The 17880-nt window shown below is 38.8% G+C and carries 18 protein-coding genes; 2 read left to right on the top strand and 16 right to left on the bottom strand.

Annotated elements, in window-relative coordinates:
• Window positions 1–9: 9 nt before the first annotated feature.
• From G7Y57_RS08290 to G7Y57_RS08240, 11 genes are all read right to left on the bottom strand, one after another.
• Window positions 10–375 (bottom strand): hypothetical protein, encoded by a 366-nt coding sequence (locus G7Y57_RS08290; RefSeq protein WP_165022203.1) that lies wholly within the window; start codon window positions 373–375, stop codon window positions 10–12.
• Between the two features lie 8 nt (window positions 376–383).
• Entirely contained in the window at window positions 384–2117 is a 1734-nt protein-coding gene (locus G7Y57_RS08285; protein ID WP_165022200.1) for a hypothetical protein, read from the bottom strand.
• Window positions 2107–2334, bottom strand: coding sequence for a hypothetical protein (locus G7Y57_RS08280; RefSeq protein WP_165022197.1), 228 nt, complete (start codon window positions 2332–2334; stop codon window positions 2107–2109). The genes G7Y57_RS08285 and G7Y57_RS08280 overlap by 11 nt, the downstream gene beginning before the upstream one ends.
• Window positions 2331–2711: a hypothetical protein gene (locus G7Y57_RS08275; RefSeq protein WP_165022192.1), complete on the bottom strand. Its 381-nt coding sequence runs from the start codon at window positions 2709–2711 to the stop codon at window positions 2331–2333. The genes G7Y57_RS08280 and G7Y57_RS08275 overlap by 4 nt, the downstream gene beginning before the upstream one ends.
• 177 nt (window positions 2712–2888) lie before the next feature.
• Complete coding sequence (locus G7Y57_RS08270; protein ID WP_165022190.1) at window positions 2889–3461, bottom strand: hypothetical protein; 573 nt, start codon at window positions 3459–3461, stop codon at window positions 2889–2891.
• 91 nt (window positions 3462–3552) lie between these two features.
• Window positions 3553–4092, bottom strand: a complete 540-nt coding sequence (locus G7Y57_RS08265; RefSeq protein ID WP_165022187.1) for a hypothetical protein — start codon at window positions 4090–4092, stop codon at window positions 3553–3555.
• A gap of 47 nt (window positions 4093–4139) precedes the next feature.
• Window positions 4140–5126 carry a hypothetical protein gene (locus tag G7Y57_RS08260; protein ID WP_165022184.1) on the bottom strand — a complete coding sequence of 329 codons (987 nt, stop codon included), beginning with the start codon at window positions 5124–5126 and terminating at the stop codon, window positions 4140–4142.
• A 122-nt stretch (window positions 5127–5248) separates the two neighbouring features.
• Window positions 5249–6196, bottom strand: a complete 948-nt coding sequence (locus G7Y57_RS08255) for a hypothetical protein (RefSeq protein WP_165022181.1) — start codon at window positions 6194–6196, stop codon at window positions 5249–5251.
• A gap of 157 nt (window positions 6197–6353) precedes the next feature.
• Entirely contained in the window at window positions 6354–7529 is a 1176-nt protein-coding gene (locus tag G7Y57_RS08250; protein ID WP_165022178.1) for an XkdF-like putative serine protease domain-containing protein, read from the bottom strand.
• A gap of 155 nt (window positions 7530–7684) precedes the next feature.
• Window positions 7685–8290, bottom strand: a complete 606-nt coding sequence (locus tag G7Y57_RS08245) for a hypothetical protein (protein ID WP_165022175.1) — start codon at window positions 8288–8290, stop codon at window positions 7685–7687.
• A 5-nt stretch (window positions 8291–8295) separates the two neighbouring features.
• On the bottom strand, window positions 8296–9600 hold the full coding sequence (locus tag G7Y57_RS08240) for an AAA family ATPase (protein ID WP_165022171.1): 1305 nt from the start codon (window positions 9598–9600) through the stop codon (window positions 8296–8298).
• 203 nt (window positions 9601–9803) lie between these two features.
• Here G7Y57_RS08240 and G7Y57_RS08235 point away from each other — a divergent pair, with 203 nt between their 5' ends.
• Window positions 9804–10388 carry a hypothetical protein gene (locus G7Y57_RS08235; protein ID WP_165022169.1) on the top strand — a complete coding sequence of 195 codons (585 nt, stop codon included), beginning with the start codon at window positions 9804–9806 and terminating at the stop codon, window positions 10386–10388.
• Entirely contained in the window at window positions 10385–10924 is a 540-nt protein-coding gene (locus G7Y57_RS08230; RefSeq protein ID WP_165022167.1) for a hypothetical protein, read from the top strand. Before G7Y57_RS08235 ends, G7Y57_RS08230 begins: the two co-directional genes overlap by 4 nt.
• Before the next feature lie 395 nt (window positions 10925–11319).
• Here the strand turns inward: G7Y57_RS08230 and G7Y57_RS08225 are convergent, their stop codons facing one another.
• The 5 genes from G7Y57_RS08225 to G7Y57_RS08205 form a co-directional block, all read right to left on the bottom strand.
• Window positions 11320–12240, bottom strand: coding sequence for a hypothetical protein (locus G7Y57_RS08225; RefSeq protein ID WP_165022165.1), 921 nt, complete (start codon window positions 12238–12240; stop codon window positions 11320–11322).
• A gap of 314 nt (window positions 12241–12554) precedes the next feature.
• Window positions 12555–13286, bottom strand: a complete 732-nt coding sequence (locus G7Y57_RS08220) for a lysophospholipid acyltransferase family protein (protein WP_165022164.1) — start codon at window positions 13284–13286, stop codon at window positions 12555–12557.
• 479 nt (window positions 13287–13765) lie between these two features.
• Complete coding sequence (locus tag G7Y57_RS08215; RefSeq protein WP_165022162.1) at window positions 13766–14971, bottom strand: FISUMP domain-containing protein; 1206 nt, start codon at window positions 14969–14971, stop codon at window positions 13766–13768.
• A gap of 246 nt (window positions 14972–15217) precedes the next feature.
• Window positions 15218–16414, bottom strand: a complete 1197-nt coding sequence (locus G7Y57_RS08210; RefSeq protein WP_165022160.1) for an FISUMP domain-containing protein — start codon at window positions 16412–16414, stop codon at window positions 15218–15220.
• A gap of 182 nt (window positions 16415–16596) precedes the next feature.
• On the bottom strand, window positions 16597–17802 hold the full coding sequence (locus G7Y57_RS08205) for a fibrobacter succinogenes major paralogous domain-containing protein (protein WP_221412118.1): 1206 nt from the start codon (window positions 17800–17802) through the stop codon (window positions 16597–16599).
• Between the last annotated feature and the right edge of the window lie 78 nt (window positions 17803–17880).

Raw genomic sequence — 17880 nt, 5'->3', positions numbered from 1 at the left:
TTATATTCCTTATCTGTAATACTGACCATGATCTGTGTTTACCTTTTCTGCGGTTAGTGATATACCCAATATACCCACCAAATTATTTCTGAATATAGCTTGATAAGACGTGCCTCTTACACCTCTCAACGGTTCTGTATCTCCCATCTGATAGGATGTGGAGTCGATCCCTCTTAATGGTTCGGGCTCACCTGTCATGTAAGCCGACGACTGTACGCCTCTCATCGGCTCTGCCTCACCCGATTTATGTGACAGAGATTCAATCCCCCTCAATGGTTCGGCATCCCCGACTGTATGAGACAGAGAGTCCACGCCCCTTAAAGGTTCTGGGGAACCTAAATCATAGCCTATACCTTTTAAACCCTCATTTGTCATATTCACTATTATTTGTTTATACCGACTTTCATTTGAAAGAATGTACCAAACGGAGGAACAACAGGAGGACGAACGCCCGAAATACCACTGGTTATGGCATCAAAATCGGGATGAGCAGAACCAACCAATTCGCCATCGCTCCCTGTCAGGATTTCGTAAGTATTGAAATCTTTCAAAACAATGAGAGGATTTACAGATACTACCTTAACATATTTCTGATTGGCATCGATAGCCTGAGCCAGATTGGCATTAGTTGCCGTAAATGATGTACTGCTAGTAGCCAGAAACGACATTCGATGTCGGTATGTTACACCATTATAAGTAACTGTGCCGCTTTTATTGGCATCTGTTGCCTGTACAACATACCAGTAATTAGGAGTCAGATTTCCGCTGGTAATACCTGATCGTATAAAGTTTTTACGAAAGCGAACTGCCAGAACAGGAGCACAAGCCAGATCGACAACCCTGTATATCTGAGGTGTTCCGCTTGTTATCGTCAGTGACGAAACACCATCTACTCCTCTGAAAATATTACCTTTAATAAGTACACTATTATTATCCAGCATAGACGAATAAAGGCTGCCATCGTATTGTATTATTGCCTCTACACCGTCTACAGCCGATCTGACAACATAATTAAAACCGGCTTTAATCCCAGATGTGGTTGCAGCAACCAGCAAGTCGCTTACACTTGGCATCACCCCATTCTCGGTGGGTAAGTTATGGGCGATATCAAAACTTGTAATAGATAGTTCATCGTTTAAGAATATCAAAGAAGATTCTTTTGTATAGAGTCCTTTCCGCCCTACTGTACTTTCATCGGTATATATAAGATCATCTATTACAGTTATTCCGTTTGTTGTTTCTCCCTGCTTGTCATTAAACGATTCTGCACTTAACAGTCCTTTTATAGCCACTGTTTCTATCGGCTGGGAATGACCTATGTAAATCCCTTTAGACTGTCCGAATAAATGGATTTCACTTTCTGCCAATACTTCTCCGTTGTTATTACAGGAAGTATTTGAGAACACCCATTGCGCCAATTTGCTCGTATTTGTACTTAATCCCGCAGCATTACATCGTCTTGCAAATTCAGTTTTAAGTTCGTCTACTGTTCCCAAGGATGTAGCTAAAGGTGTATAACTGCTCTCATTACCTATCTTATAAGAACAATTACTAAAAGCAAGGTAGATATTAGATGAGTCTAAATTGGTGATCGGAATATTACATCGGTGAAATAAAGAACTGGGCGAATAGGGTGGCAATGTCGCAAATGAGGAGATTCCTAAAAATGTATTATTATTCGCTCTGTATGTACCTGATACACTACCTGTGAATACACAGTTAGCTATTAAGCCATTGCTATAATTTACACTAATGCCTGCACCAAATAATACATTCCGATAATATCCACCACCGGATATTGACATACTGGTTGCATTCGGATCGACGGGTTTTAAAGTCAAATTCCTAAAATGATTATTTCCACCAACTCTTATTGTGGTTAAGTACATTCCCATTCCATAGAATTTAAGGCTTCCCGTACTGCCCAGACCGACAAATGTACCCGCACTCAGAGCACAATCCGATATTTTACTATTACCTTCCCACTCTCTGGCTGCTCCCGGATTGTTCTTTGAGAACGAAGCTTCTCCCTTTTTTCCATAAACTGAGAAATAGTGAGGAGTTGGTATTAAATCATTAGTTACTACATCATAAATATCTCTCCAGTTATTCGCCATATATCACCTCCATTTCATTTTCGTTCATACTTACAATTACACCTCCCATATCGTAAACTATTACAGAGGCATTGTCTACCTGTGCGGTCTGGCAACCTTCGAGCTGTATTTTATCGAGTTGTGCCCACAGAATTTTGAAGTCCGGACTTTGTTCACTAAATCGCCTGCTGCCGTCTATTGTATAATTTTCGTTTTTATATTTTACAGTATATTTCATGTCATTATAAGATTTATTGTTGCACAATTATCAAGATTTGTGTAATCGGGTTTTATCATCATCCCCAGATTGGGGACGTAGGTCGAAATATCGAAGTTGGCATCGCCGGGAGACACTTCGCGCCAATTGGTATCAGTATCTTTTACCGATTTGACATACAATTTATTCAGACCGAAACCGCCTGCCCAGACAATTTTCTTCATCCCCGGAAAAAGTGGGACAATATATGTTTTAGAATAAATTGTCATTGCCCAATGGAAGCCGCTGATTCGGCCGACCTCACCGGCAAGCAGATCGAAGTTCTCGTTGATCGTATCGCGTGCCACTTCGCCCGAATCGCCTAATTCTACATCTTTCAGATTTATATTTAAGAGCATATTCGTTATGTTAGTTCCTCCTTAACAGTTCCAGCAGCCCCTCCCGACCTCCCCCAAGGGGAGGAGACAGAATCGTCGCCATTAAGAAAGAGTATTGTATTGTTTTAATGATAACTTGCGTCAGCCAAAAGTCCCCCTTAGGGGGATTAGGGGGCTAACTGGGAAGGTTGGAAAAGGCTAACTGTTTGTCGTTTGCCAAATACCATTCCTCATCCATACACCACGGTCGTTCCACCAACCATGTTCGAGTATCCATTCCACATCGCTATCGAATTTATCTGCATCTATCTCGAACAGTGGATAAACAGAGTTTTTCCCTATCGTGATCGTATATCCGGCTGCTTCGCCCAATTGTCCTGTCTGCTGTGTAAACGATAAAGATGCGCCACCATCCGAACCGAAAGTATATCCTTTGCCCTGCGATGTCTTGAACACTACGAGGTATTTATTCACACTAGCCAGCAGAATATTAGAGAGTTTAGTCCCTTCGAGTGTACGGACGAATGTAGTAAGCGTTTGCTTATATACGCCGTTCTCGTGAGTCTCTGCAAAGTTGCTTTCGTGTACAGTATCCAACCGCGAATAGGGCAGAGAAACGACTATACTATCGACAAAACATTCGTCGAACTGCTTGTCATCTTTGTATATATAATGCTCGAAGCCTTTTATATCCAACAGATGAAGAGATGTGATCCCTCCCGAATTGTAAGCATCTGTATGTTTTATATTTTGTACTAATCTGTAACTCATATGTTAATTGTGATAATATAGGAATGAGCAAATGCGATGATGTAAATCCGTCATTTGCTCATTCACTAATTAGTTAATGTATCGACCGAAATTACGGCGTCACAACCGTTTCGTCGGCAACTGGCGCAATCACACTCTCGCTTTCTAAGAGACGAGCAATTTCTTTTTCTGTTCCTGCCAAAGTCACAGTCCATCCGTTAGCATCGGCGTCGGCTGCTCCCGAGGCATAGTTGAATGCTGTTGCGTTCAGTCCATTGTTTCTGCCAAGCATCACTACTCGCCCTGACTTGTCGACAACCACCGCTGTGAATGTACCTAAGCTAAGTGCATCGCCCTGATTAAGCATATTGTAGTCGTATTCGCTCAACGAGAAGTTCAATGTATGCGTGCGATATTTGCCGCCATTGCCATTCTGTGCCAACTCGTCGGAGAATGAAGCTGTGTTGTTGATAAAGTCGATTTTGTAAGCTTTATCGCTTCCTGATAAGGTTATTGCACTGATTACCCCATCGGCACCGATAGTATATGTATGCTTGGAATCGTAGTTGAAAAGATAGACGGCTTTTACACCGGCTATCGAATACTGACAATTCGTTTTTGTTATATTAGAGGTCAATTTACACCCTGCCATAGTAACTATGAATTATAAATGATAAGTTTAAAAAAATGTTTTGATAATTATGCGCCCAGACCTACCTGGAGTTCGCCCAGTTTTTTGTCTATTGCTTCGAGATTGGCTGTCAACGATCTGCTTTCGGGAGAATAGTTGATCGGAGCAAACGCAGTCTCGGTATAAAAACCGCTACTATGAATATTCACTTTCGGCATATCTTCAGATATTTCAGTAATGAAATTCACAGAGGTAGCTCCCAAATTAAAATATGAGCTTTCCATAGCTTGCCCGTTGTCTATGTATCCAATAGTACAGCCATGCGTCTCTAACTGGATTAACGGATAAGAATTATTTGCTCCTTCGGGTAAAGTTGTAGATATCGAAGAAACATAACAATGATGCATTCGTCCATAATAAACAGCATTATTGAGAAGAAGACTTATTGATGAATTTGTAATATGTAAATTAGCCAATAAACTTATTTCTTTCTCGAAACGCAACGCAAGAGAGCATGTATTAAAATAAGACCTACAATTATTTATAAAAATTCGGTTACGGATATCATACATATTGACACTTGCAGATAGTAAGTTATCTAACATCGCCCCTTCTGCACCATATATATTTAAGGTATCTACCGACATGTCTCCTAGAAATAAATAACTTTCGCCACTTACTCTCAGGGATAGTGATTCGAAGCTATAGATATTCTGATTTATACAATAAGGACCTGAACCAACGATACCTAAATGACCTTTACTTTTTAATTCATAGTCAATTACACGTTCCTCCCACTCCATACTTATTATATGGATAATATAATTCTCATCACTCGAGTCGACATACTTAAATGCATCCAGAACTGTTTTGAACGGGTTGTTTATCGTTCCATCGGCTGTTGCGCTTTCATTCTTTGAATCTACATATACATTTGTCCCTTTGAATCCACTTTGACCGCCTCCATCTCCATCATCGGGGCAACAGCAATTAACATACACATTTGTTCCTCTGCAATTTGTTGATTTTGATACTCCTGAACAGTTTGCTTCCATAATCTTTGTTTTTTATTAAACGAATAATTGATACTGAATTAAATATCTCTCATTTGTCATTCCGAATCGGAACGGGATTGCTCACACACGTTCGAAATGACAGAGAGAATATATGTTAACTATTAATTGTTAACTGAATAGTACACCACTTCATCTTCGAAAGGAATGACGAAACCAAGGCGCAAACGACCATCTATAAAGATCTTATTGTCGTTAGGGGCAGGGAATTGTCCGAGACGGATTTCTTCCAGGTCGCGAACCAAATCGGTTCCGATAAGGAAATTCTTGGCATCAGCCGCTACCATGTCTGTTTCGTCTAACCCTTTCACAGGAACGATTTCGACACCCATATAACGAACCACATCGCCTTCTACCGTAAAGTTCGGACTCACCATCACATTGCTGCCATAGATGCCACCCAGAGCCATTTTGACTTTAAGGATTGTTGCATACGACACATAGATGTTCAATGTTCCCTCCTGCATACCGATAGCCAATACGTCTTCGGGCAGTGCAGCAAATACTTTAGCTATTTCGTCCAGCACGTTTTCCTTTGTCAGGGCAACGCCTGTCAGTTTAACAGCCTGAGTACTGTCGGTCAACACTTTGATAACGCCATCAAAATCATTTGCATCCGCAGAGCTATCACCCTTGAAGATTTTTGTTTCGATTTCGCTACTTAGTTCGTTGGCCAAAAGTTGCATTGTGGCATCTTCCAGCGTATCGGGCAATTCCTGATTCTTGGCTCCGGGGCTTAGCATCCAGATAGTGCGTTTGCGCTCAAGGTCGTCAATACATTGTTCCAGATTGATTTTATATGTTTTTACTTTCAATTCTTTCTCGCTCAGTTTGGCTATTTGCTGCGGTGTCCATGCACAGTCGCGGGCATCAGCCTGAAGGATATTTCCTGCCAGATCGATAAGATTGAGTCGAGTGCTGTCTTTCACTCCTACGATAGGAGTTATTTTCCCTTTTTCGATGAGTTTCCCACCAAAGATGGCTTTTGTAAACCAGTCCATGTTAGACGAAGGTTGGTAAGTCAGTGATGAGATGTCGTAGATATTTGCCATATTTTTTAAATTTAGCCCCTCCTGTCCTCCCCAAGGGGAGGTATTCAGAGAGAGAGTATTATATAATTATGATTTGTAAATTAAATTGTAAATAAGTTATCGACTAAAAGCTGTACCTCCTTTGCATTCCTCCCCTTGGGGAGGTTAGGAGGGGCTGTTATTTTTTTCTGCTTATTGTTTGATTCAGAGCCACAGCCATACGCTCGGCGGTGGTCATGCTTTCGACATTGCAGGCAAAAGACATGCGTTGTACCAATGGTTGTGCGGAGGGCGTTTTACGGCGCATCTCTTCTACTTGTCCTTTCGTATTTTCGAGTATTCCCTGTGCATCCGTAAGTGCCTTGCTCAACTGATCGATAGTCGATTGCATTTCGGCAATCTTAGCCTTGAGAGCCTCTACTGTTTTCGGATCGAAATCTTCTAACTTGTGCCCTGCACGTTTTCCCAAAGTTTGTGGAGGTGTGGCTTGCTCTGGGTTTGTGTTTTTCTCCGACGGCTCGCGGGTTTCTACAAACTGACCCTGCTCATCTATCACGAGTATATTACCATCCGCCAGATTGTGTTCGCCGGCAGGCATCTGCTCTTCGTCGAGCGTAGCAAATCCGTCCTGATCGATATAGACTTCCTTTGCATCTGCGAGTACAAAGACTACAAACGGCGCACCACTGGTTGTCGCATCAGCTTTCTGCACAGTCTGAATATCGAGCAGCATACGTGCAATTTTACCTAGAAGTGTCTGTTTTTTTCTTCTGTCATTCATTTTTACACACTTTTGATTTAATTGTTTTTCTGGTTTATGTATTTCTATTTGCTGATTGAAAAAACCTTCCAAAGAGAATCCTTTGACATTGCCGGTCATCACCTCCCGTGTCCAGTATTCTTTGTCTTCGACCTTGTAGCTACACATCAATGCCCCTTTGGGAAGGTTCTCAAATCCTAATGCTTTCGATTTATCTGTATCGGGGTCTTCTACAATCCACAATTCTGTGAGATAGTTACCATCTAAAGGTGTCTGATGCTGATGTGTGGTATTATGCAATGCGATACCTGTACGCATCATTTTGTGGGCAATTTTTTCTATTTGATCTGCCGAGAAGCGGATGTAATAATCACCCAGTTGGGGCGAATTGCGAAAGATGAGTTGTTCGGGTTTGAGAACTGCTCCTGTTAGTATTTGTTTGTGATTGTCGCGATTGAGCAGAATCTCGTTCGCAGGCTTATTGAGTGCAACGAAATCTACTTCGTTAGCTGGACAATCTACAAAAGAGATTGCATAAACGCCTGTAATATCGTCTGCATCTTCTATCAGGCAGTTGTAAACTGGTATATTCATCTTGTTTCTTCTTGATTTGTACTTATAGATAATCGGGAAGAAATAAAATGGGGATTTTTAAGATTTATTTTTGTGAAAATGGCAATAAAAAAAGAAGCTTGCTGGGAGCAAGCTTCTTAAAATGTTTATAATTCGTTTGTTATATTATTAATTATCTATCTAAGATGAATTATTGCATTCGAATCTATTGTTGCGTAGTTGCTAGGACGTATAACTATGTTATTATCATTAGCTTCCTCTAACTTCTCTCTCAATTCATCATCTTGTTCAAAAGCAGCACTAAAATCTTCCAATATATTCGGAAAAGCAATTATAGCATGTATTTTCTTATCAGTCGAAAGAAGTTTTTTATCCCTAAAAAACTGAACTGTTTCATTTATTTGTGCTATTGCTTTTTGGGGATGGCTGGGGTTACCTTCTCGGAAGGCAGCATGCTTACTTTTTGCATATTTTGTTTCTATAAAAAGCCTCCAATCACTCTCTTCGCAGGTGGTCGAAAATAAAGCACATTCACATTGCTTCCAATGTGATCCTTTCTTTTTCTGAAAAGCATGTTCGCGAAAAGCATCACAGTATACTTCAATCTTATTCTTATTAGCTATTTGAACAAAGTTTATATCAGTAAAAGCTTTATCTGAAAACTCTACTCCTTTCCTTTTTTCTGGTTGATCTGCGTAATCTGCAACATATATACATTCACTCGACAGAGTTTTAAAAACATGCTTATCAGAAGACCTTAATCCCTCTATTTTCTCCTTCATTCAGATTAATAATTTAGCAGATCATAATATTCATCCATCGTTTCTTTCATTACTCTATTGAAATAGTGAGCTCCAATAGTTCCCCTCTCTTCATTCTTTATCGATTTCAAAGTCCCATTATTATAATCTATTTCCCATACCGAGATATCTTTCGGATCGGTCCATGCATTATAGCTCTTAAAATTACCGATCTCCTCCTTAGGGACCTTATCTTTAACACTATAACCCTTCATACAGTTATTCAATGCATATAGTATATATGGGCTATGAGTTGTTATCATTATACTATCCGCTTCCCTCTTTTTAATAGTCTGTAATAACGAGTATATCAAATCTCGTTGAGTAGATGGGAATAGATTGGCTTCGGGTTCTTCGAGATAGATTTTTGTAAAATTATTTGAAATGAAATTATTTTTCAAACTTGAATATTCTAAGATCTTTTTAACTGACTCATCATTAACATCTTCATTTTCCAAAGCTTTTCGAATATGATTAATAGTCGATAGAATTTCTTCTGCGGTATTTACATTCAATTTATACTTGAGTAATTCTAAATTAAGTTTATCATCCTCACTTAGAGTTTCCACACTACTTTTCTCATACTTATATATTCCATTTATACAAAAATCAATAAGTACATACAATGGTATCAATGACTGCAAACCACTGGATGTATTTGTTAACTCTAATATAATTTCCTCTCTATTTTCTTTTTCAATAGAGGAAACACAATTACCAACAATTACCCAATCAGATTTAGAAGAAGCATCATAGTAATATTTTGCATCTAAATTTAAAATTTCAATTGGGCTTTCCTTACTATATATTTTACGAGCATTATCCCAATCGGCCATAAAACTCAAAATATTATTATCGTCAAATTTCACTTCAAACCAATTAGAAATTGCTGCTACCATATTACGTTCTGATGGAATGTAAGAGATTTTAGGTCGCTTAAATTCATATCTTTTCACTCCCCATTCCATTGTCGGTTTTCCGGTTGAATGTAGATAAGCAATCTTAATAAAATCACTTTCGTATTCTATACGGCTATCTTCTCTCAGGTATCCATCGAGTTTATGAAAACGAACCAACTCTTTTGCAAATGCCCCATCCTCTAAAAAAAAGTCGAAAGATTGCAATCTACAAACACGTTTTTCTACCCACGAACAATAGCAAGCAATCTTATCGATTGTACTTTTCCCACTACTTTGCGGTCCTATAATTACGTTAATTTTTGTAAGATGGATATCAACGTCTCTTATCGGACCTATATTTTTTATTACTAGATGTTGTTTCTGTACACTCATAACTTGCTTTATTATATAACATTCAGAATGCTGTCAATTCTCATACAAATATAGTAATTTAGAATATACTATTTAAGAATTCAAAATTGAATAAACGAAGTTATTTATTATAGATCACGCTAAAGAAATAAAATGGGGATTTTTAAGATTTATTTTTGTGAAATAATAAACGTATTTTGGTAATGATTATATTTGCCTTGAATATGAGAAACTTAAAAGGATTAAATATAAAGGAGAGTATCAGAGAGCGGAAGCTTGTTTACAGTAAAAGATGGTACGATTATGCGGACGCATTTACTTTATTGCTTTTCTGCTCAGCATGGACTTACTTCACAATCATACTATTTAAATCGCTCGATCCTAAATCGCCTAATGACCTGTTTGTCATATCAGTAATTATTCCTATTATTATTTTATGCAATATCTACATTATCTATCGTGTTATAGCAGATGAGCATCTCTGTGTCAGACAAACAGAATACAAAAAAGCCGAAATCATTGAGATACTGCTCGAATATGCCGAGAATGAAGGTTTTTTCGTACATTCTAAAACACATAATAAGCTAATAGTAAACAGATACAGAACATTTCAAAGCGCATATATGAAAACAATGATATTCTTCATTGAAGATAATATAGTGTACTATACAGTGATACAGGATGGAACGAGGATCAATGCTCCTTCGATGATTTTCTATTGGATGATGAGATGGGATATGAGAAAACTATTTCGCAGAAATTCGACGACAATCGATACTGAATTATACCAAAAGAATCCGAACAAATGAGAGACTTGGATAGATTGGAAATCTATGAAAGCATGAAGAACCGCAAACTGACTTTCAGCAAAAAGCGTTCTAAGAAGGAGAAATACTCCAATCTCTGGCTCTTTAGCTTTCTGATTCTGATGATCATTCTGGTTTTCCCGCAGACAGAAAATCTATATCCGAATGCGGAGAAAGCGATGAAAGTATTATCTGTATGTGTTATCATTCTATCAATTTATATGATATACAGGCTGCTAATCGAAGAAAACTTATGGAAAATAAGAACCAAGTATAAGAAGGAGGACTGCATGGATATTCTTCTGAAATATGCTGATAGCAAATCTTTTACCTCTTGCACACATGCTTACAATCATGTCATAGTAAATCGTCCGAGACGTTTCCATCCGGGATGTGAAACCACGATGATATTCCTGATAGAAGACAATGCTGTATATTATACTGTTATTCAGGATGGGGTAAAGGGCGATTTGCCTGTCGCCTTCTTCCATTGGATGATGAAAAGGGATATGAAAAAATTGTTTGAGGAGAATTATTGAATAATAGGAGTTCGGCATAAGTATCATATACTATTTATTCATCTGCTTAGCATACTTAGGGATAAAATCACCAACCAGCCTCCACCCTTGGGGAGAGATTTAAAAAAATCGTCTTTGTCATCCCGAAACGTAGTGAGGGATCTTGGATAGACTTTGCTGTAGAGGGAATTGATCCCTCACTACGTTTCGGGATGACAAGTTTAATGAAACAATTATCTTTTATCTCATCGGTTTAAACTACGAAGTGGACAATTAAGCCATGAAAAGGCTCAACTATAAAAAATAAGTATCTAAAAAAAGGAAATCCCCTCGGCGGAAATTTCCTTTTTTATATGATTAAAGAACCAAAGTGTTCTTAATGAATTTTACGGAAGTAGTTTAAACTATTATAATAGTTACTTAATTATAATTGCGTTTTTCATACCCAATTCTTCTTTCCGCTTACCTATTGCAACCATCAGGCTATCAAAATTATTATTTTCGATCGTTTTATTATAGCGAGGACTACACTCTTTTTCCAGATTACTCAAAAAATCAACCCGTCGAAAATCGTCAAATGCCATTCTATAATTGGCAGCATCGGTCATCAACAACGAATCGAATCGGGCACGATAAGCCTCTATCGCCCCATTGACCGGTTGGCAATCGCAAACGGTATTGTCCGAGATAAATACATAAGGAGACAGATCACTAAGTTTCTGATTACTTGGAGTAAACACAAAACCTTCAGGCAGATTTTCACGACCGATATATTCGAAGAAATCGTTCTCTCTGAATAGCTTAGATTGTGGTGCAGTAGTCAGATTATAATTCTTGTCTGTTCTTATTGTTACATGCTCCTTATAAGACTCCACTACATTCAGATGCCAATAGTATTCGTATTGTTCTATAAACAAATCGTTGGTCACACGAAAGGGAACCAGTATTGTATCGCCAGTCTGCAACACAAATTCGTGAAGATAGGCCGTCTTTAGCTTTTCATATTCAGCATTCGCTTCCTCGGCTTTACCTATTTCTCTATATATTTCTGTATAAAATATATAATTATTCAATGTAGGGTTGATAACACAAGCCTGTTCGTTAGGCTTAACAAAAAACCTGATCGACTGATTGTTGTATGTCAACTGATGCTGTCCGGCAAGCAAATCGGCATTTATACCCGAATTGGCAGGAATAGTATATAGCTGATCATCGATAGTAATATCGATCGCTGCATTAGTAGGATTATCGACCCAGAATACTTTAGAAGCCTCCGGCACTGGTTGGTCGCATGCGGTTAAGAATAAAATGCAAAGAATAAAATAATAATTTCTCATAAAAATTTAGTGAATTCTATTATAAATAAATTTGTGTATAAGTCTTAGTTAAATATACCAACATAGTATTTCGAGGTACCTATCGAGAGTGTTATGCCGATTGTAAAACCCCTATAAATAACGTTAGTCAATTCGATGTGAGCCAAAGATGAGGGAGAGATATTGACTCATAATGAGTCTGTTCTTGAGCCGACACAAGTAATGTAACAAGGCAAAGTAAGCCCGTAAGAAGTAGTCTTTTCAAAATAAATTAAGCTTGGTTGTAAAATTTGGTTTCAGGTCGATGAATGCGAACAGCATCTCTGGTGATAATATTATCTGTTTTCTTCGGGAAGCGCAGACTCTATTATGGTATATACATTTTTTATAAGTTCAGGCAGATCGTCGTTCGTCAATCCCTTCGTTTCGATAGGATCGTGAAAAGTTAAAGATATAGCTGTGGGATTCATTTTCCACGAATGAATAGGTAATACTTTATATGCGCCATCGATAGTGACAGGAACAATGGGTAGTTTGAGACTCAATGCGGTCTGGAATGCACCTTTTTTAAACTCAGCCATCTTTCCGTCGGGCGAGCGGTGTCCTTCGGGGAATACAACTGTCGATATACCATCACGAAGTGTATCGCGCGTATTACGCATTGTTTCGACAATACCTTTGCGGCTGGATTGATCTACAAATACGTGCCCTGCTTTTTTCGAGGCCAGACCAACTAAAGGCATTTTGCGCAAACTTTGTTTCATCAGCCATTTAAAATTATGTCCTAAATAGCCATATACGAGAAATATATCGAAAGCCCCTTGGTGATTGGCTACGAAGACATACGATTGATTTCTGTCGAGTAACGGATTTCTTTTTACTTTGATTCTTAGCAAAGCACTTATACACACAAAGCGCCCCCAAATCACTCCGGGATAATATCCCCAGAATTTATTATTACCCAGTGTAGAACCTATTATAATAGTAAGTGTACACCATGTAGTAGATAGTATCAACAGGGGTACGAAGACAACCCATTGATAGATAAGGTAAAGAAACTTTTTCATAATTACCGGTCAAAATTAGTTCCAAATATAACTTTTTTATTTTGAAAACCCAGACCGGCAGACACATTAATATGTGTTTACAAGAATTTTATTTCAAATAAAAAAGGAAAGGAAAACACATAATAATATCCAAAAACAAAGAAATACTTGCTTCTGAATATTATTATTGTTGAATTTTTCAGAATGTGTTGTTAAATAACAAGGTCGGAAGTCCTGAGTATAATTACCAATCTCTATGCATAAAACGATCGAATAAAAACACTCTTAAAAGTAATCGGTAAAGAAACACGTTTATCCACAAATAAAGAGGAATCAACAGCTTTAAAATCACCAAATACTCTTAAACGGATACAAATATAAAATATATTTTTAAAATAACAAAACACATAATAATATTTATTTAATAACTAAGAGAAATATACACACCTCTTATTTAGACAACTATTATCAAGTTAATCTTTTTCCATAAAGGCTTTCAATCAGTTCTTTTTGCAGCGGACAGCATATCCATAGCTTCTGGAACCTTGTATACGAGTAACGCCAGAGGTTGTGCGAGCAAAGCCACGTACATAGGCATTACCCGAATCGCCAAAAGCACTATTAGTCCAAAGATTAGTCGATCCGCCATAAGCAATGGCTTTTCCCGAATCGTTAATTACACCAACCACCAAAAGATTTAAACCTCCGCGGCAATATGAAGCACTCTTTCCGGTCGTTGCCTCATTATTCACTTTTACAAAAGCAGTTTTCATACTTGCCCCATGGCCATTAGTGGTATTACGGGTGTCTCCTAACACCAAACGCCAGTTTTGACCATCCGAATTCCACATAGTCGGCTTATATTTTTCTACAGTATAGAGTCCGGTCTGCTCGTTAGCCATAACTTCTTCCAGATCGCTCCACTCTTTATCACTAGGTACATGCCAACCCTCGGGACAGATACCCTGCGCTCCTACCTGCTCCACATTGCCGGGTATAGGATTGGCTGTACCCGAAACACCACTCGATTCTCCCTCATTTACCACTGTTGTCTTACCATTAGTTGCTGCAGCAAATGTATATAGCATACCATATCTGGGATTCTGATCGAATGCTGCCTTGTCTATATTAGGGTAATACGCTGCCTTGAGGGTAGTAGATGAAGTCGGCACAGTTATCTGAATATCATTTGTCGCTTTATTTACACCCAGATTGTCGGCGTAAGTAGTTGCCCGAAGGTTTTCGAGCATCCATGTTCCAGCCTTGCCAAATGTGCGTGCCGGATAAACAATACGCTCTGTACTGCCATTTGCCTTTGTACGAACATCTTCGAAATATTCTACAACACTCGGCATCAACGAAGTCCATTGACTACCACTCCAGACATGTAACCCGGGGCATATATCAGAAGATTCTTTAGCATTGTACACCCACAAACCGGTAAGAGATTCCGCGTCGAGAAGGGCACTTCCGCCACCGGCTATGTCGGTCAGACTATTAAGATCTGTAAGCGAAACACGAGGTAATTGCAAACCTCTAGTTGAGTTGGCATTCTGGGCATCGGAAGAAAATTCATTCAGGTCGAGGAGAGTACCTGCTTTAGGAGGTAAATTAGATCCGATAGTTACCTGAGCACTAAGGCTCACATTCGTAAAAGTAGACAATACTACCATAAACGAAAAGACACGAATATGCTTCTGCATCATAATTAGCTGTGTTTAGTAAAGTTAGTTTGTAGTTCTGCGTTAAATACTGAGCATTTTTATCAAAAAATTCTCGGTAAAGATATAAATATTTTTAATATTTATTCACAAATGCAAATAAAATTAAAAAAATATCGGCAAAAAAACTCAACAGCTATCAGTGTCTGATTGAGAATGACTTAAGAACTTAACAAAACAGCCGAGTTACCAAATTTATCACAAATATAGTAGCTCAAAAAAACAAACAAATCAGTTTTTTTTGCAGCGAACAGAATATCCATAGCTTCTGAGACCTTGAGTACGATTAACACCATCGGAGCTCCTTATGGTGCGTACCATTGCATAAGCTGCATCGGAGTTACTGCTAGACCAATAAACTGCAGATGTACCAAAACTTGATGCACCCGAAGAACTAATGACACCTACTAATAAAATATTAAAACCTCCATCGCAATACGAAGCGCTCATTCCGCTTATTGGTAGATTATTTACTTTTACAAAAGCCGATTTCATACTTTTACCGTGCCCGTTGGTAGCATTCCTATCAAACGACATTATTAACCGCCAATCCTTACCATCCGAATTCCACTTGTTCGGTTTGAAGTTATCTATCGTATATAGCCCCGTTTGTTCGTTGGCTATAACTTCTTCCAGATCGTTCCACTCTTTATCGCTGGGCAAATGCCAGCCGTCGGGGCAGATACCTTGCACACCAACTTGCTCCACATTACCGGGTATAGGATTGGCAAGACCCGTATTAATATCTGATTCTGACTCATTAATTGTTTTTGTTTTACCATTAGTTGCCCCGACAAATGAATATAGTAGCCCAAAGCTGGGATTCTCATCAAATATCGCCTTATCTGCATTAGGGTAATATACACTCTTAGTATAATTATTTGAACTGAACATAGCTAACTTTATATCATTTACAGCTTTATTCACACCCAGATTATCGGCATAGGTAGTTGCCCTTAAGTTTTCGAGCATCCATGTGCCTGCTGTGCCAAAAGTGCGTGCCGGATAGACAATATGCTCTATACTGCCGTCTGCCTTCGTACGAATATCGTCGAAAGATTCGAGTGCCGTATGCGTCATCGAACTCCATCGACTACCATTCCAGACATATACACCGGGACATATAGCATTTGTTTCATTCACATTGTATATCCACAAACCGGTAGCTGAAGCCGGCGAGGAAGGTACATCTTCTCCTGTGGTAACATCTGCAAGAGTCGATGGGCTGGTTAGAAAAACACGAGGCAATTGCAAACCTTTGGTAGAGGTAGCATTCTGAGCATTGGGAGCAAACTCTTTCAGATCGAGAATAGCTCCCCCACTAGGAGCCAAAGTAGATCCGATGGTTACCTGAGCGTTGAGGCTCGTGACAGTCAAAACAGCTAATACCACTGTAAGAAAAAAGATATGAATATTAGTCAAGGTCATATAAAAATTTATTATCTGATACATGTTTGTGCTATAAAAATACTTTATCAAGTATTTAGCCACAGACACGTATCAATGTTCAATTAGTTAAGAATGGTTACTAAGAATTTATATTTAACGAGGAAACACATAATGATTAAAAACAAACAGGGGGAATTTGAACTAAAAACAAGAGACATTAATCAATTTTTTTTACAGCGGACAGAATATCCAAAATCCCGACTACCACTTGTGCGGGTAACACCAGAGCTCGTACGAGATAAAGTACGTACAATAGCATTACCGGAATCACCATTAGCGCTATTGCTCCAAAAAATAGCTATCGACCCATAACTCACGCCAATGCCCGCATTATTAACTACACCTATCACTAGAATATTAAAGCCCCCGTTGCAATACGAAGCACTCTTTCCGGTTGTTGCATCATTATTTACTTTTACAAAAGCAGTTTTCATACTCGTTCCATGACCCATAACACTATTCCTGTTTACCATTTTCAACAACCGCCAATCCTGACCATCAGAATTCCACGGATTCGATTTATAGTTATCTATCGTATATAGCCCCGTTTGTTCGTTAGCTATAACTTCCTCCAGATCGTTCCACTCCTTATCGCTGGGCAAATGCCAGCCATCGGGACAAATCCCCTGCGCACCCACTTGCTCTACATTGCCGGGTATAGGATTGGGTGTGCCCGAAGTTGCACCTGACTCTCCCTCATTAATTGTTTTTGTTTTACCATTGGTTGCACCTGCAAAGGTGTATAACATTCCATATCCGGGATTCTGGTCAAATAGCGTTTTATCTGCGTTAGGATAATATGCTGCTTTGAGAGTTAGAGATGAAGTCGGTTTAGTTACCTGAATATCATTTATGGTTTTATCTATACCCAGATTATCGGCGTAAGTAGTTGCCCGAAGATTCTCAAGCATCCATGTGCCGGCTGTGCCAAAAGTGCGTGCCGGATAGACAATATGTTCTATACTGCCATCTGCCTTTGTACGAATATCGTCGAAAGACTCGAGCACTGTATGCATCATCGAATTCCATCGACTACCGTCCCAGAGATATACACCAGGGCATATAGCACTTGTTTCATTCACATTATATATCCATAAACCGGTAGCTAAAAGCGGATCGACAATTTCACTTTCTCCTTTGAGAACATCCATGAGGCTAGTGGGACTGGTTAGAAAAACACGAGGTAATTGCAAACCTTTGGTAGAGGTAGCATTCTGAGCATTGGGAGCAAACTCTTTCAGATCGAGCAGAGCTCCCGTATTAGGGGGCAAAGTAGAGCCTATAGTTATTTGGGCATTAAGGCATGAAACGCCCAAAGCAAAAATTGCTACTGGAAGGAAAATATTTCGAATATGTTTCAAAATCATACGTGTAGTTTATCTGATGTGCGTTGTTGTAAATATCGTTATATAATAAAATATTTTACAAAAATATCAATTTAATAC

It is taken from the genome of Dysgonomonas sp. ZJ279, assembly GCF_011039205.1.
Classification (GTDB): Bacteria; Bacteroidota; Bacteroidia; order Bacteroidales; family Dysgonomonadaceae; genus Dysgonomonas.
This window is presented reverse-complemented; position numbering and strand designations above follow the sequence as displayed.

Excerpts from the sequence above, each read along its gene's own strand:
- G7Y57_RS08290 (WP_165022203.1), bottom strand. The coding sequence starts at position 375 with ATGACAAATGAGGGTTTAAAAGGTATAGGCTATGATTTAGGTTCCCCA.
- G7Y57_RS08285 (WP_165022200.1), bottom strand. The coding sequence starts at position 2,117 with ATGGCGAATAACTGGAGAGATATTTATGATGTAGTAACTAATGATTTA.
- G7Y57_RS08280 (WP_165022197.1), bottom strand. The coding sequence starts at position 2,334 with ATGAAATATACTGTAAAATATAAAAACGAAAATTATACAATAGACGGC.
- G7Y57_RS08275 (WP_165022192.1), bottom strand. The coding sequence starts at position 2,711 with ATGCTCTTAAATATAAATCTGAAAGATGTAGAATTAGGCGATTCGGGC.
- G7Y57_RS08270 (WP_165022190.1), bottom strand. The coding sequence starts at position 3,461 with ATGAGTTACAGATTAGTACAAAATATAAAACATACAGATGCTTACAAT.
- G7Y57_RS08265 (WP_165022187.1), bottom strand. The coding sequence starts at position 4,092 with ATGGCAGGGTGTAAATTGACCTCTAATATAACAAAAACGAATTGTCAG.
- G7Y57_RS08260 (WP_165022184.1), bottom strand. The coding sequence starts at position 5,126 with ATGGAAGCAAACTGTTCAGGAGTATCAAAATCAACAAATTGCAGAGGA.
- G7Y57_RS08255 (WP_165022181.1), bottom strand. The coding sequence starts at position 6,196 with ATGGCAAATATCTACGACATCTCATCACTGACTTACCAACCTTCGTCT.
- G7Y57_RS08250 (WP_165022178.1), bottom strand. The coding sequence starts at position 7,529 with ATGAATATACCAGTTTACAACTGCCTGATAGAAGATGCAGACGATATT.
- G7Y57_RS08245 (WP_165022175.1), bottom strand. The coding sequence starts at position 8,290 with ATGAAGGAGAAAATAGAGGGATTAAGGTCTTCTGATAAGCATGTTTTT.
- G7Y57_RS08240 (WP_165022171.1), bottom strand. The coding sequence starts at position 9,600 with ATGAGTGTACAGAAACAACATCTAGTAATAAAAAATATAGGTCCGATA.
- G7Y57_RS08235 (WP_165022169.1), top strand. The coding sequence starts at position 9,804 with ATGAGAAACTTAAAAGGATTAAATATAAAGGAGAGTATCAGAGAGCGG.
- G7Y57_RS08230 (WP_165022167.1), top strand. The coding sequence starts at position 10,385 with ATGAGAGACTTGGATAGATTGGAAATCTATGAAAGCATGAAGAACCGC.
- G7Y57_RS08225 (WP_165022165.1), bottom strand. The coding sequence starts at position 12,240 with ATGAGAAATTATTATTTTATTCTTTGCATTTTATTCTTAACCGCATGC.
- G7Y57_RS08220 (WP_165022164.1), bottom strand. The coding sequence starts at position 13,286 with ATGAAAAAGTTTCTTTACCTTATCTATCAATGGGTTGTCTTCGTACCC.
- G7Y57_RS08215 (WP_165022162.1), bottom strand. The coding sequence starts at position 14,971 with ATGATGCAGAAGCATATTCGTGTCTTTTCGTTTATGGTAGTATTGTCT.
- G7Y57_RS08210 (WP_165022160.1), bottom strand. The coding sequence starts at position 16,414 with ATGACCTTGACTAATATTCATATCTTTTTTCTTACAGTGGTATTAGCT.
- G7Y57_RS08205 (WP_221412118.1), bottom strand. The coding sequence starts at position 17,802 with ATGATTTTGAAACATATTCGAAATATTTTCCTTCCAGTAGCAATTTTT.